The sequence below is a fragment of the Pseudoclavibacter sp. AY1F1 genome (assembly GCF_002931075.1).
Classification (GTDB): domain Bacteria; phylum Actinomycetota; class Actinomycetes; order Actinomycetales; family Microbacteriaceae; genus Pseudoclavibacter.
The window spans coordinates 166137-180395 of sequence record NZ_PSTQ01000007.1 but is presented as its reverse complement, the minus strand read 5'-3'; the positions used below and the strand labels follow the sequence as shown (position 1 = coordinate 180395).

Genomic DNA, 14259 nt, shown 5'->3' with positions numbered 1-14259 from the left:
GGGCGGCGCGGCGTGCGTGAGCCTCGGGCGGCGCGGCGTGCGTGAGCCTCGGGCAGATCGCGCTGTCAATCTGCAGGGTTGTGGACGGATGCTGTTGGTCCGCTCCCCAAGCGCGTTGCGCCACAATTTTGTGAGGGAAAGGGCCAACCGAGGCAGCTGAGGTCGACGCTGCTCTGGCCCGGTTTTCCACAGCTTTAGGCCGCGATCGTTGAAGCTGGTGAGACGGTTCTAGCCTCGGGCAATGGCAGGTTACGGCGGCAGTGCGGACAGCGCGGACAGTGCGGACAGCGCGGACGAGCGGATGAGTACGAGTGCAGGCCGCACGAGTCGGCGGGAGCCGCGCATCCAGTTGCCCTTCGACCTCAGGTTCGCGGCGTTCAGCGTGGGCGAGGCCCGTGCTGCGGGCATCTCCAAAGCCCGACTTCGTAACAGCGCTGAGGCGCGGCCCTTCCGCGGAGTGCGGGTGCCGCAACCGATGCCGGATCCGCAGTTCGCCGATGCCCTCGTCGGAGTGCGCGGGGCCAGCGACGAGTTCGCTGCGCTCGCAGCCCGAATGCAAGAGCTCGACCGCAGCTACTGGCCGATCATGTCCGTAAACCAGGCGTTCGGCGGTGTCTCCGCCGCTCGGCTCTACGGGCTTCCGCTTCCGTTGAGGCTCCTTCGCGACGCGGCGGTCCATGTCATCGTGCCAAAGGGACGAAACCCGCCACGCGCAAAGGGCGTGGCGGCGAGATCGATTCCGTCACGCTTCTGGAGCATCGCCCGCCTTGGGGGACTTTCGGTGGCCTCACCGGAACTCACCTACTGCCTTCTGGCTCGTGATCTGGACGAGCTTGAGCTCGTGCAAGTCGGCGATGCCCTGCTCTCGGATGCGGACAACTACCCAGGGCGCATTTGGCCTCGTGCGCTCACGACGCGGGAGCGTTTGGAGGCGGCAGTCGAGGCCTGGTCGGGGTGCACGGGCGTGGGCGTGCTGCGGTCTGCTACACGGCGCGTTCGCGAGTGCGTCGAGTCCCCTTGGGAGTCGACGACGCGGCTCGCGCTCGTGGATTCGGGCTATCCGGAGCCGGATATCAACTACTGCCTTGTGTCGGGAGGGCGTCAGGTGGCGCGAATTGATCTCGTCGATAGGGAAGCTCGCATCGGGTACGACTATGAGGGAGACGGGCATCGCACAAGTCAGCGACAGTGGCGTCTGGACATCACGCGGAGCAGGGAGATTGAGGGTTCCGGGGTGCGACATGTGCGTCTCACCGTCGCTGACCTCGATCCTGCCGCAGGCTTGCGGACGTTCACCGATTATGCGAAGCGGCTGCGGGCGGAACGTCTCGGTCGGGGCTGAAAGCGCCGGACGCGCTGCGCTGCGCGCTCGGCCACAGCGTTGTGGGCTTGTGCGGTTGGCGTGCGCTTGGACAGCACCGAGCCACAACTCTCCGGGATGCGCGGGGCCGGGATGCGCGCGGGCGCGGGGCGCGATGCGTGCGCGCCGGGCCGGGCCGGGACGCGCCGCGCCGCGCCGGGACGCGCCGGGACGCGCCGCGCCGCGCCGCGCCGCGCCGGGCGGGCGGGGAGTCAGGTGGCGGGGGCAGGCTGGCAGCTGGGGCACCAGGCGGCGACTCGCTCCCGACCCTGCAGGCCACGCTGGATGCGGGTGCCGCAGCGCAGGCACGGCTTCCCGTACCTGCCGTAGACGTACGTGCGCTTCCCGGGGCGCAGGTCGCCGGTTGTCGTGCGCTCGACGCGGTCGCGGTTCGCGACGATCAGCTTGTGGCCCAGTTCAACGAGGCGGTCGATGTCTCCGGCTCCCGCGACAGGGGTGTGCGGATGCAGGCCGCGCAGGAACAGGAGCTCGGTCACGTACACGTTTCCGAGGCCCGCGAGGTTGCGCTGCTCAAGGAGCGCCCCCGCGAGTTCGGCATCCGGGTCGCGGAGGAGGTTCGCGACCGCGCGGTCAGCATCCCAGTCATCGCCGAGGAGGTCTGGGCCAAGGTGGCCGACGGCCTCCGCCTCATCGTCTCGCGTGAGCATCTCGACAACCGGCAGCTCGAACCCGACGGCAGTGCCAGCAGCGGTGCCAAGCACAGCCCTCGCCAGGTAGTCGGGTCGCGGCCACTTGCCGCCGAGCGACACAAGCTGCCAGCTTCCGTCCATCCCGAGGTGAGTGTGCAGGGTGTGCTCGCCGATGCGCGTGAGGATGTGCTTGCCGCGCGGCACGACCTCGTCGACGGTGAGTCCGGTGAAGTCGAGCGCCGCGTACTTGGGAACGCGCAACTCGAAGCGAGTCAGCTCCCGGCCCGCGAGGGCCCGGTTCAGGCGTGTTGCCGCACGGTAGACGGTGTCACCTTCCGGCATCACGCACCTCGATGCCCAGGTGCGCCGCGAGGTGGGGAGCAAGGGCCTCGAGTTGGGCGGGCGAGACCGTGACGCCGCGGAGCCCTTCGAGGCCCGTGATGGTCGAGAACTCGAGGCCGCGCAGGTCGACGTGCTCGAGGCGTGCGCCCGTGACGTCGAGAACGCCTGCGCGGCTCTGCGTGAACGCCACTCGCTTTGCGGTTGCACCGCCGAGGTCGATCTCGTCGAAGGCGCAGTCCGCGAACCGAACGTCGGTGAGCGTCGCCCCGCGCAGGTTGACGTAGCCGAGGCGGTTGTCGCGGAACTCGACGTTCTGGAAGTCGGACTCGTGCAGGTCTGCGGAGCCGAGCCGAGACTCCGTCCAGCTGACTGACCTGAACGACTGCCGCTGCCCCTCAACAACTGGCACCTCGACGCGCTCCAGCACGCACTCGCTCACCCGCCCCGAATGGAGGAGGAGCCTGCGGGCGGTGAGGCCCTCGATGCGGCACTCGGAGAAAGTGACACCTGCGGCGTCGATCTCCTCGCCCTGCACATCGACGAAATGCTGAAGCTCGTGCACGCGCGCCGTCGCGAACTCCGCCGCCCGAGCCTCGTCCAGCTCGGGCAGGAACGGCGCCTCGATTCTCGCCTCGGTGCCGCCGGCCCTGTTCCCTCTTCGTCCCCGTGCTGCTGTCAAAGTGTTGCCTCTCATCGTTGGTGTGTTGAGCTCCCGCGCATCCGAAGGCCGCGGGTGGTGAGCGAGAACCCGCCCTCTTGCAGCATGCTCGCGAGCGGTGTCTCGAGCACGAACGTGCCGTCGACGCGTTCGATCACGAGATTCGGGATGCGGGCTCGCCGCACCGTCTCGGCGAGCGAACGTGCCGCGGTGCGCAGCATTTCGTCGGAGTCGGTGAAGGTGAGCAGGGTCTTGCCGCCGCGTTCAACGTAGAGCGCGAGCTCGCCGTCGACCATCGTGACGAGGCCACCGGCCTTTCGGCCCGGGCGGTGCTTGGTCCGCGATTCCTCGGCTTCAGGCCACGCCAGGGCAGCGCCGTAGGGATTCGCCGGATCGGTGGCGGCGAGCGTGAGTGTCTCGAACCGCTTCTCCGCGTCGAGCTCGTTCGTGAAGCCGCGCAGGCGGTCGACGGCGCCGACGGTCGAGAACTGGGCCGCGCCCAGCTTCTCGATGAAGTAACCGCGCCGCGCTTTGCCTGACTCCTCGAAGCGAGCCAGCACGCGGTAAACGAGGGCGAAGCCGCCAAGGATCTCCTCTGCCATGACGCTGCCGCGCGTCACTATGCCGTATCGGTCGAGGAGGAGATCCCCGATGGCGAGGCCGCGCTCGGTAGGGTCGCTCACGCCGTTCAGTCCGAGGGTCCAGCGTCCGCTCGTGTGGGGTTGCGATGGTGCCGGGCGCTGGGCTGCGAACGCGGATGCTGTTGGGCTGCCGACTGTCTCGCTTGGCGCCATGGCGACTCGGCCGCGGTACAGCCTGCCGCGCGCAGCTCGGCTCGGCGCCCGGTGAGCCGAGGTGCTCGCAGCGCCCGGCCCGCCGGAGAGCAGCGCCCGCAGGGGCGCGAGCGTGTCGTTGGTCACACGCCCCTGCCACACGAGTGCCCACAGCGCGTCGGAGAGGTCGCGGTCGCTAACAGATTCGGGTTCGAGCATGAGCCGCACGTGCCGAGAGAGCTGGGGGAAGAAGCCAGGTCCCGACCCTGCCAGCGCGTCGAGGATGTGTCGGCCGCGTGCATCCGGTTCGCCCTCCGGCTGGTCTGGCAGCGTGAGGTGCGCCGTGTCGGCGAGGTGCAGGCTGACCCAGCCGTCGCTCGAACCGATCGCGCCGTGCCCGCGCCACAGGACCTCGCCGGCGGTCGTGAGCTCGTCGAGCATGCTCGGGTGGTAGTCGCGCACTCTGGCGGGGAGGACAAGGCTCTCGAGGGCTGATGCTGGCACTGGCACCCCGGCGAGCTGGTCGATCACGGTGATGAGTCCGTCGATGCCGCGCAGGTCGCCGCCCACGTGCTGCCAGGCCGGCAGGAACCGTGCGAAGGCAGCATGATCGACCGGCTCGATCTCGCTGCGCAGCGCCGCGAGGGAACGTGCCCGGAGCCGTTTCAGCACAGTCTCGTCGACCCACTCGGAGCCCTCGCGGTCGGGGCGGAACTCGCCTTCCACGACGCGGCGGGCCAGCTCGAGACGCGTCAGCGCCTCTCGGACGACGGCCTGCCCCGTGCCGTAGCGCTCCGCCACCTCGCTGACCGAGAACGGGCCGTGCGAACGCGCGTAGCGCGAGACGAGGTCGCCGACCGGATCGTCGACGGGGTCGATGAAGGCGACGGGCACGCCGATCGGCAGAGCCACCCCGAGCGCGTCGCGGAGTCGGCTCGCGTCCTCGATAGCGGCGATGCGCTCGACGCCAGCGATGCGGACACGCAGGGCCCGCTTCGCGCCGACGAGCTCCGCGGCGTAGCGTTCGGCGACTTCGACTCTCGCGCCGGGGGTCGTCTCTCCGGAGCCCTCGACCTCGTCACCGCGCAGGCGCGCTGCGATTTCCTCCACGCTGACCGGGCCGAGCACTCGCAGCAGGTCGGCAACGCCCTCCGCGTCGCGCGCCTGCCGGTCCGGAGCCGTGCGCTGCAGCTCGGCTTCCAGCTGGGCGATGACCTTCGCGTCGAGGAGTTCGCGCAGCTCGACTCGGCCGAGCAGATCGGCGAGGAGGCTCGTGTCGAGCGCCAGCGCGGCGGCGCGGCGTTCCGCGAGCGGACTGTCGCCCTCGTACATGAAGGCGCCGACGTAGCCGAACAGCAGGGTTCGCGCGAACGGTGAGGCCTGCTCGGTCGTGACGTCCACAAGACGAACCTCGCGCCCGGCGATGCGCTTCGTGAGGTCGACAAGCGCGTCGAGGTCGTAGACGTCGTGCAGCACTTCGCGCACGGCCTCGAGGATAATCGGGAAGGTCGGGTACTGTTTCGCGACGTCGAGCAGCTGCGCCGCCTTCTGCCGCTGCTGCCACAGGGGTGAGCGTTTGCCGGGGTTGAGGCGCGGGAGCAGCAGCGCGCGAGCCGCGGCCTCCCGGAAGCGTGACGCGAAGAGCGCGGAGCCGCCCACCTCGCGCGCCACGATCTGCTCGATCTCGTCGGCCTCGAGCACAAACAGCTCAGCGCCGGGGGGTTCGGCGTCGCCTTCCGGGATGCGCACGATGATGCCATCGTCGCTGGCGACGACTCCGCCGTCGATCCCGTAGCGGTCACGGATGCGCGCCGCGATGATGAGTCCCCACGGTGAGTGCACTGGGGAGCCGTACGGCGAGTGCAGGATGATCCGCCAGTCGCCGAGCTCGTCTCGCGTTCGTTCGACGATGAGGGTGTGGTCGCTTGGCACCTGGCCAGTGGCGTCCTGCTGCTCGCGCACGTACGCGATCGCATTCTGCACGGCATTACCGTCCATGAGCGCCGAGAGCGCCTCCGGCATCTTCCCGGCCGCAGCGATCTCCCGCGTGATGGCGCCGATGGCCTGGCCCAGCTCGGAGGGGCGCCCGAGCGCGTCACCCGTCCAGAACGGCAGGCGGCCTGGCTGCCCGTAGGCGGGCGTCACGAGCACGCGGTCGAAGGTGATCTCGGCGATGCGCCAGCTCGTCGCGCCCAGCGCGAAGATGTCGCCGACGCGAGATTCGTAGACCATCTCCTCGTCGAGCTCGCCGACGCGTCTCGGCCCACGCTGCGCGTCCGCGTCTTCTGAACCGGCGAGGAAGACGCCGAAGAGCCCACGGTCCGGGATGGTGCCGCCGGAGGTGACCGCGAGTCTGGCGGCGCCTGGCCTGCCGGTCAGCGTGCCGAGGTCGCGGTCCCAGACGAGGCGTGGTCGAAGCTCGGAGAACTGGTCTGACGGGTACTTGCCGGAGAGGAGGTCGAGGGTCGCGTCGAACAGCGGACGAGAGAGCGAGGCGAACGGGGCTGACCGGCGGACGAGGTCGAACCACTCCTCGACGTCGAGGTCCTCGATGGCCGCGGCCGCGATGGTCTGCTGGGCGAGCACATCGAGCGGGTTGGCAAGCACGCGCATCCGCTCGATCTGACCGGTCACCATGCGCGAGGCGAGGACGGAGGAATGCAGCACATCGGCCCGGTGCTTGGGGAAGATCGTTCCCTCAGAGGTTTCGCCGACCTGGTGGCCGGCGCGTCCCACGCGTTGGAGTCCGCTGGCCACGGACGGCGGCGACTCGACCTGCACGACGAGGTCGACGTCGCCCATGTCAATGCCGAGCTCAAGGCTGGAAGTCGCGACCACGCAGCGGAGCGTGCCGCTCTTGAGGGCGTTCTCGACCTCGGCGCGTGACTCCTTCGAGACCGAGCCGTGGTGGGCGCGCGCGAAGGACAGTGGAGCTCCAGCGGATTGGCCCGCCTGCCCCATCGAGACCGCCGGGGGGCGCTTCGGGTCGGCGCTCGGCCGAACGCTGTGGTCGCCGGACGACCAGCGCACTCCGGGCGTTGCGGCGCTGTAGGGGTCTGGATCGGATGCGCCCTCGAGGGACGGGGCGTCCGCCGCCGCTCGTTCCTCGGCGATCTCGTTGAGCCTCGCCGTGAGGCGCTCGGCGAGGCGCCGCGAGTTGACGAACACGATCGTGGAGCGGTGCGACTCCACGAGGTCGGCGATCGCCTCCTCGATGTGGGGCCACACTGAGCCCGATGCCTCGGCGTCGGCTGCGGGGTCGCGCAATGAGCCTGCGGCAGCGCCCGCCTCGAAGTCGGCGAATGGATCGGCGTCTGCCGTGGCACCGGATGCGTTTGCCGACGTCGGGGTTGCGGCCCCCGCCCTCGTCATGCCGATGTCGCTCAGGTCTTCGACCGGCACGCGAACTTCGAGCTTGAAGGTCTTCGTGCTCGGGGGAGCCACGACCTTGACGGGTGCGTTTCCGGCGAGGAACCTGGACATCTCGTCGAGGGGCCGAACGGTCGCGGAGAGCCCGATGCGCTGCGCGGGCTTGTCGAGGAGCGCGTCGAGTCGCTCCAGCGTGAGCGCCATGTGCGCGCCGCGCTTGCTCGATGCGACTGCGTGCACCTCGTCGATGATGACGGTCGTCACGCCCGTCAGCGTTTTCCTGGCCTGCGAGGTGAGCATGAGGTAGAGCGACTCAGGTGTTGTGATGAGGATGTCTGGCGGGTTCCGCAGCTGCTGCCTGCGCTCTGCGGGGCTCGTGTCGCCCGAGCGCACCCCCACGCGGATGTCCGGGGCGACGGCTCCGAGCCGCCTCGCCGTCTGCGTGATGCCGACAAGGGGGGAGTGCAGGTTGCGCTCGACGTCGACGCCAAGGGCCTTGAGCGGCGACAGGTACACCACCCGTGTACGGCGCTCGGCGCTCGCCTCCTTGCTCTGCGCACCGCGCTCGGCCGCCAGCTGGTCGATCGCCCAGAGAAAGGCGCTGAGGGTCTTGCCGGAACCCGTCGGTGCGACGACAAGGGTGTGGTGCCCGTCGGCGATCTCGCGCCAGGACGCCTCCTGCACCGCCGTTGGGCCGACGAAAGCGCCGCGGAACCACTCCCGGGTGGCGGGGGAGAACGCGTCCAGCGCGGTCGAATCAGGCATGACGACAACAGAACCACACACCACCGACATCAGCCTTCAGGAGGACGGGATCAACCTGCCGGCGGACGAGCATTCAGCCGCTATGCGCGAAGCTGGATGCACCACGTTCTGAAGGAGTGATTTCACATGAAGCGTCTTGTTCGCCCACGCAGTGGCCGCGTCATCGCTGGTGTCTGCGCGGGTATCGCGCAGCGATTCGGCTGGTCACCGTTTGTCGTCCGCCTGCTGACCGTCCTCTCGGTGCTCATCCCCGGTCCCCAGGTCATCATCTACCTGGCGCTCTGGCTGCTCATCCCGAACGACTAGAACTCACCGAGAGCTCAGCTCGAGCCCGAGCTCGAGCCCAAGCTCGAGCTACCCGAGTACCCGCTCGAGGTACGTCACCAGACGCGGGAGCTCCTGCTCGGAGACCGCATGCCCGAGGCCCGCCTCGACGTAGATCTCTGCGTCGACGTGGGCCTCGAGCCATGCTGCCGTGTGCTCGACGGCGAGCGACGGGATGACCGTGTCGGCGTCGCCTCGACCCCAGAAGACCGGTGGGCGCGTCAGTGCGAGTTCGGCGTCGCCCGGTACGGTGCCGACCGCGACGAGTCCGGAGAGCAAGAGTGCGCCGGTGAATGCGCCTGGGCGCTGGCGCAGGGCCTGCATCGCGACGATGCCGCCCTGCGAGTAGCCGAGCAGGACAACGGGTGCGCCTGAGGTGAAGACGCCGAGTCCGTCGAGCAGCTCGAGCACGGCGGAGGCCGCCTCGTTGGCGCCATGCTCGAGCCCCTGTTGCGCGTCCGCGTCGATCGCGACCTCGCCGGTTGCGGGGTCCGAGAAGCGGAGGGGGAACCATTCCCTGCCGCCCTCCGCCTGCCCATGCGGTGCAGGCACCGAGACGTACCGGAAGGCCTGCGGCAGATTTCCCGTGAGGCTGAAAATGTCGGTGCCGTCCGCGCCGTAGCCGTGCAGGCCGACCACAAGCGGAACCTCGCTTGTTGCGGCAGTTTCGGCGTCGCCGCCCCGCCAGAGAAGTGTCGTGGGATCGATACCTGTGGATGCTGTGCTCACCCGGGAAACATACATGGTCCACAATGGGGTCATGACGGTGCGCACTCCTGATCCCGAGTCCGGCTGGATGAACGACGACGAGCTCGCGCTCGTGCGGCGTCGCGTGCCGATGCTGTATGTCGAGGCCATCCCGGTCCGTGTCGACGCCTCAGGGGCGGTCGAGCACCTCGGCGTGCTGCTGCGTGCTGACAGTCAGGGGGTCATGACGCGCTCCTTCGTGTCTGGGCGTGTGCAGTACGGGGAGTCGATCCGGGACGCGCTGCTGCGGCACCTCGAGAAGGATCTCGGCACGATGGCGTTCCCTGCTCTGCCCCAGGCGCTCGCCCCGTTCACGGTCGCGGAGTTCTCTCCGATGCCGGGAACGGGCCTCTTCGATGCTCGTCAGCACGCGGTCGCACTTGAGTTCATCGTGCCGGTCGCGGGGGAATGCAACCCGCGTCAGGACGCACTCGAGATCACCTGGCTCACTCCTCAGCAGGCACTCGACCCGGATCTCCTCGAGGAGCTCGAAGGCGGCCGCGGCCAGGTGCTGCGCACGGCGATCGGCCACCTCGGCCTCTGGCCCTAGCCGCGGCCTCCACCTCGGCCTCGCTCCCATGGCCATCCGCTACTGGCTCGTCGTGCAGCCCTTCGATCGCGCCCTCGCGATGGTCGAGGGTGGCTTCGTGCAGGCGCCGTGGGGCGCGTTTGAGGGAGTGGAGCAGATGCGGGTCTCCGATGGCGTCGCTCTCTACTGTCCGCGCGAGGTGAACCCTGACGGCGAGCCACTGCGAAGCGTTGTGCAGGCTGGCTACGTGCTCGACGATGAGCCGTATCGGGCGGGCGGGCGGGGGTCCTCGCCGTGGCGCCGTGAGGTGCAGTGGATGCGTGAGTCGCGCCCGGCTCCCATTCGTCCGTTGCGTGATCTGCTGGATCTGACCCGTAACGACAAGTACTGGGGGGAGCGGTTGCGCGCCGGGTGGCTGGAGCTGTCTCGTCGGGACTTCGAGATTTTCGAGGACGCGGTCAGGCGGCCGTCGCCCGAGCCGAGCATCCTCGGGATGGGGCTCATCAGGGAGACGGGTCTCGCGCAGCCCGAGCAGTCGTCCGGGTACCGCGACGCTGAGTCGGGCGAGGACCCGTACTCGATTCGTTTCTGAGCATCCCGTGTCTGGCCGTTCGGCGTGCACCCGCGCGTTTGGGACGCATGTGACACATTATTGAGCGTGCTTGATGGACACCGCTGAGGTGTGTTCACGCCTTCCGACCAGAGTGGGTTCAATGAACGGGGTGTCCATGATCGACGCGTTGGACTTCAAGCCAGCGGTGCAGCAGTCGAACCTCCGCGCCACGATCGAGGACTCGGTCGCCGCCGCGATTGTCTCCGGAGGCCTGGCGGCGGGCGAGCTGGTCTCCGTGCCTGCGCTCGCGGCGCGGTTCGAGGTGTCGGCGACGCCCGTTCGGGAGGCGATGCTGAACCTCGAGAAGCTGGGGTTCGTGGAGCCCGTGCGCAATAAGGGCTTCCGGGTCACGCACGTCTCGGTTGAGGAGCTTCGGCAGATCGTCGAGGTCAGGCAGATGCTCGAGGTGCCCGTCGTGCGCGAGCTTGCCTCCGATTTCCCAGAGGAGCCCCGGGCGCAGCTGCGTGACCTCGCGACTCGGATCGACGCCGCATCCGCCGCCGGAGACCTGCCGCTGTATCTCGCCGTCGACATCGAGTTCCACAAACGGTTGCTGAGTCTCTCCGGCAATGACCGACTCGTGTCCATCGTGACGGCGCTCAGGCGTCAGACCAGGCTTACGGGTCTCACGGAGATGCTGGGCTCCGAGGAGCTCACCGCGTCGTCGCGTGAGCACGCCGATCTGCTTGCGCTCCTTGAGGCCGGCAGGGCGGATGAAGCCGCCGAGCTCATGCACCGCCACATCGGGCACGTCGTCGGCTGGTGGGCAGGCTTCCCCGAAGAAGCCTGACAGGCCCTGCACGTTGCAGGTCGCTCTGGAGCAGCTGCCTTCACGTTGTAGGGCGTTCGGGGGTCCTTTGATGCGCAGGTGCGCGTCGACACGCAGTGCGCCCTCGACGCGCTCGGCCACCCTCAAGTAGGGTCGCAGCAGACACGGGGGTCGATGTTGGGGCCCTCTGTCGTCTGCTTGCGGGCCTCTTCCCGCACCATGCGACGCAATCCGGCAATAGCGCCGGTTGCGTCTGGCCCGCGGGGTGATCCCCCTCTTCCCGCTGGGCCGGCTGCCCGGGGTGCCCCCCACTCCGGGCAGCCCTCTCCTTCGCATCACGAGGTCATGCCCGGCGTGACCATGAAAGAGAAGCGGCGCTCAGTCCGGGAGTCCAGGCCGTCATCTGGTTCGACGTTCCGGCAGTGTTAGCGTTACCATCGAGATCATGCCCAGCTTCTCTGCTCGACCAGACGGACCCTTCCCAGCAGAATTCGAATCCTAGATTGGACTCAACGATGAGCACACCCACCTCGCACCCCAGTGACGCAGAGCTCGAGCAGATCCTCGCGGCGGCCGCACTCGCTGCCCCGATCTGGGCGGCGACGCCCCCGACCGAACGCGCCTCGGCGCTCATCTCGGTCGCGAACGCGCTCGACGAGGCGGGCGGTGAGCTCATCCCGATCGGCATGCGGGAGACGGGGCTCGCGCAGGCTCGCCTCACGGGCGAGCTGAAGCGCACGACGGTGCAGATCCGCCTCTTCGCCGACGTCATCCGCGACGGTGCCTACCTCGACGTGCGCCTCGACGAGGCCGACCCCGAGTTCGTGCTCGGCCCTCGGCCCGACGTGCGCCGGATGCTTGTGCCCGTCGGCGTGGCCGTCAACTTCTCCGCTTCCAACTTCCCCTTCGCCTTCTCGGTGGCGGGCGGGGACTCTGCCGCGGCGCTCGCGGCTGGCTGCGCGCTCATCGTCAAAGGCCACTCGGGGCACCCGGAACTCTCAGTCGCGACGGCGCGGGTCGTCGAGGGGGCGCTGCACGCTTCGGGAGCTCCTGACGGAGTCTTCGCGCTTGTGCTCGGCCAGCAGGCCGGCGTCACCGTGCTCGAGGACAACCGCGTCGACGTCGGCACGTTCACCGGGTCGATCCGCGTGGGGCGCCTGCTCGCCGATAAGGCGGCAGCCCGCCCGCGTCCCATTCAGTTCTACGGCGAGCTCGGAAGCGTCAATCCCGTCTTCGTGACAGAGGCGGCGCTCGCGGAGCGCGGCGAGGAGATCGCCAGCGGCTACGCCGCGTCGGTGGCCGGCTCCGCAGGACAGCTCTGCACGAAGCCAGGCTTCCTCTGGGTGCCCACAACTGATGCGGCCGCCGAGCTCGAGCGGCGCGTCTCACGGGCCGCAGAGCAGGCGGCCGAGCATCGTCTCCTCAACCCGAGCATCGGCCGCGCTTACCTCGAACGACGCTCCTCGGTGCTCCGCACCGACGGCGTGCGCGTCGTCGCCGAGGGCTCGGTGCGCAGCGACGATGACGGCAACGTGTGGGCGACGCCCACGATCGTCGCCGTGTCGGCGAGCAAGCTCCAGGCCGGTGACGAGACACTGCTCGAGGAGGTCTTCGGACCCTTCTCCGTCATCGTCGAGTACGACGACGAGGCGACGCTCGCCCCGAGCCTCGACGAGCTGTATGTCGGCAACCTGACCGGCACGGTGCACGCCGCCACTGGCGAGCAGTCGTCTGCGCTCTCCGCGCTCGTGACAGGGCTTGCCAGGAAGACGGGCCGCGTGCTCTTCGGCGGCTGGCCCACGGGCGTCGCCGTCACGCCCGCCATGCAGCACGGTGGCCCGTACCCGGCGACGTCAAACGACACCTCCACGTCGGTCGGCACCGCCTCCATCTCCCGCTTCCTGCGCGGCGTCGCCTACCAGGGCGCGCCGCAGGAAGCGCTGCCCGAGCCGCTGCGGGACGCCAACCCCTGGGGCGTGCCGCAGCAGCGCGCCGCCGCCGGTCAGTCCATCACCTGGGGCTCGAAGGGCTGATCTTCGCCGCGAGGACTGATCTTCGCCGCGAGTCGCTCACGGAGTGTGGAGGCGGACGGCGGGGCTCCCTCAGCGGGGAGTCGGCCGCGGAGGCGCAGCTCCGGAACGACGTGCTCGACGAAGTCCTCGAGCGAGCCCGGCAGGATCGCCGGGGTCACGACGAAACCGTCGGCGGCCCCGGCGTCCTGCCATTCGCACAGTTCCTCGGCGATGCTGGCCCCGCTCCCGGTTGGCGAGGGGGTGAGCTGATCGAACGACTGTCGGAGCGCCAGGTCGCGGACAGTGAACGCCTCGCGTCGACACACCGCGGCCAGCATGTCCTCGAATCCGTCGCTGCCCGTTGCACCCCGGTGCTCGGCGAGGAAGTCGACGGCCGGGTCTTGAAGTCGGACAGCGGCAGGGTCCGCGTGCATGAGTCGCACGAGAGAGCGTACGGCGGAGGCCTCGTCGATGTGCGCGAGGAGCGAGGCACGCCGAGACGTTGCATCGATCTTCGTCGATCCAGCGATTGGCTGAATCGCTGCGCACACCCTGAGCTCGTCCGGGTCTCGCCCGGCCAGGCGTGCGCGCTCGCGCAGCTCGCTGCGCACGGCGCGGTTGCCCTCCAGGCCGTCCGCTGAGACGAAGACGAGCTCCGCCCACTTGGCAGCAAACTCCATCCCGCGGGGTGAAGCGCCGGCCTGCATGAGCACCGGGTGCCCCTGTGGACTCCTCGGCAGGCTCAGTGGACCAGGCGCGGCGCCCTGCTCGCGCGGCCCCGGCGTTCGTGCAACCCGCAGCTGGTCTGCGAACACGCCCTCGCGCGCATCCTGGACCAGCGCCGTCGGCGCCCAGCTCTCCATGAGCTGGAGCACCTGCGTGACGACCCGGTCTGCACGGGCGTAGCGCTGCGACTTGGGCGCGATGCGCTCGACGCCCATGTTGCGCGCCTCCGCGTCCGTCGTCGAGGTCACGATGTTCCACGCCACGCGCCCGCCGGAGAGGTGATCGAGGCTCGCGAGCGTGCGGGCGATGGCGTACGGCGGCAGGAAGGACGTCGAGACCGTGGCGCCGAGGCCGATCCGCGTTGTCGCGCCGGCGACGGCGCTCAGCACCGTGATCGGGTCGAGGGTCACCGCCCCCTTGCCCCCACTCGCGAGCGTCGTCGTGACGTCGCCGAGCGCATCCTCCGGCACGGCGAGTGCGTCCGGCATGAACATCACGTCGAAGCCACCGCGCTCCAGCAGTCGGGCGATGTCGACGTAGAAACCGGCACGAAGCCAGTCACGATCCGAGTCGGGGTGCCGCCAGGCCGCGGCGAACCGCTGCGTGGGTGGGTTCACCATCC

General features: G+C 69.3%; 11 protein-coding genes. 6 read left to right on the top strand and 5 right to left on the bottom strand.

The features are described 5' to 3' along the window. Window positions 1-241: 241 nt before the first annotated feature. Window positions 242-1342 carry a hypothetical protein gene (locus tag C5B85_RS12385; RefSeq protein WP_104286310.1) on the top strand — a complete coding sequence of 367 codons (1101 nt, stop codon included), beginning with the start codon at window positions 242-244 and terminating at the stop codon, window positions 1340-1342. 230 nt (window positions 1343-1572) lie between these two features. Here C5B85_RS12385 and C5B85_RS12380 read toward each other — a convergent pair whose 3' ends face one another. Genes C5B85_RS12380 through C5B85_RS12370 form a run of 3 tightly spaced genes read right to left on the bottom strand, consistent with a single transcriptional unit; the run spans window position 1573 to window position 7917 of the window. Continuing rightward, window positions 1573-2352, bottom strand: a complete 780-nt coding sequence (locus C5B85_RS12380) for a DNA-formamidopyrimidine glycosylase family protein (protein WP_104286309.1) — start codon at window positions 2350-2352, stop codon at window positions 1573-1575. Continuing rightward, window positions 2339-3031, bottom strand: coding sequence for a pentapeptide repeat-containing protein (locus tag C5B85_RS12375; RefSeq protein ID WP_181064418.1), 693 nt, complete (start codon window positions 3029-3031; stop codon window positions 2339-2341). Before C5B85_RS12375 ends, C5B85_RS12380 begins: the two co-directional genes overlap by 14 nt. A gap of 11 nt (window positions 3032-3042) precedes the next feature. Further along, window positions 3043-7917: a DEAD/DEAH box helicase gene (locus C5B85_RS12370; RefSeq protein WP_104286307.1), complete on the bottom strand. Its 4875-nt coding sequence runs from the start codon at window positions 7915-7917 to the stop codon at window positions 3043-3045. Window positions 7918-8043: 126 nt separating this feature from the next. Between C5B85_RS12370 and C5B85_RS12365 the strand changes: the two genes are divergently transcribed. Next, window positions 8044-8223 carry a PspC domain-containing protein gene (locus C5B85_RS12365; RefSeq protein WP_068479399.1) on the top strand — a complete coding sequence of 60 codons (180 nt, stop codon included), beginning with the start codon at window positions 8044-8046 and terminating at the stop codon, window positions 8221-8223. A 48-nt stretch (window positions 8224-8271) separates the two neighbouring features. Here the strand turns inward: C5B85_RS12365 and C5B85_RS12360 are convergent, their stop codons facing one another. Then, window positions 8272-8970 carry an alpha/beta hydrolase gene (locus C5B85_RS12360; RefSeq protein ID WP_181064417.1) on the bottom strand — a complete coding sequence of 233 codons (699 nt, stop codon included), beginning with the start codon at window positions 8968-8970 and terminating at the stop codon, window positions 8272-8274. Between the two features lie 31 nt (window positions 8971-9001). On the opposite strand from C5B85_RS12360, the gene C5B85_RS12355 reads away from it, so the two are divergent. The 4 genes from C5B85_RS12355 to C5B85_RS12340 all read left to right on the top strand — a co-directional run bounded on the left by C5B85_RS12355 (window position 9002) and on the right by C5B85_RS12340 (window position 12932). Continuing rightward, complete coding sequence (locus tag C5B85_RS12355; protein ID WP_104286305.1) at window positions 9002-9538, top strand: DUF4916 domain-containing protein; 537 nt, start codon at window positions 9002-9004, stop codon at window positions 9536-9538. 28 nt (window positions 9539-9566) lie between these two features. Then, on the top strand, window positions 9567-10109 hold the full coding sequence (locus C5B85_RS12350; RefSeq protein WP_104286304.1) for an EVE domain-containing protein: 543 nt from the start codon (window positions 9567-9569) through the stop codon (window positions 10107-10109). A 121-nt stretch (window positions 10110-10230) separates the two neighbouring features. Continuing rightward, window positions 10231-10920, top strand: a complete 690-nt coding sequence (locus C5B85_RS12345) for a GntR family transcriptional regulator (RefSeq protein ID WP_258070761.1) — start codon at window positions 10231-10233, stop codon at window positions 10918-10920. A 437-nt stretch (window positions 10921-11357) separates the two neighbouring features. Beyond that, a complete protein-coding gene (locus C5B85_RS12340) occupies window positions 11358-12932 on the top strand; it encodes an aldehyde dehydrogenase (NADP(+)) (protein ID WP_258070767.1) in 1575 nt (524 codons plus the stop codon). Here the strand turns inward: C5B85_RS12340 and C5B85_RS12335 are convergent. Further along, window positions 12902-14257 (bottom strand): NtaA/DmoA family FMN-dependent monooxygenase, encoded by a 1356-nt coding sequence (locus C5B85_RS12335; RefSeq protein ID WP_104286343.1) that lies wholly within the window; start codon window positions 14255-14257, stop codon window positions 12902-12904. The genes C5B85_RS12340 and C5B85_RS12335 overlap by 31 nt on opposite strands. Between the last annotated feature and the right edge of the window lie 2 nt (window positions 14258-14259).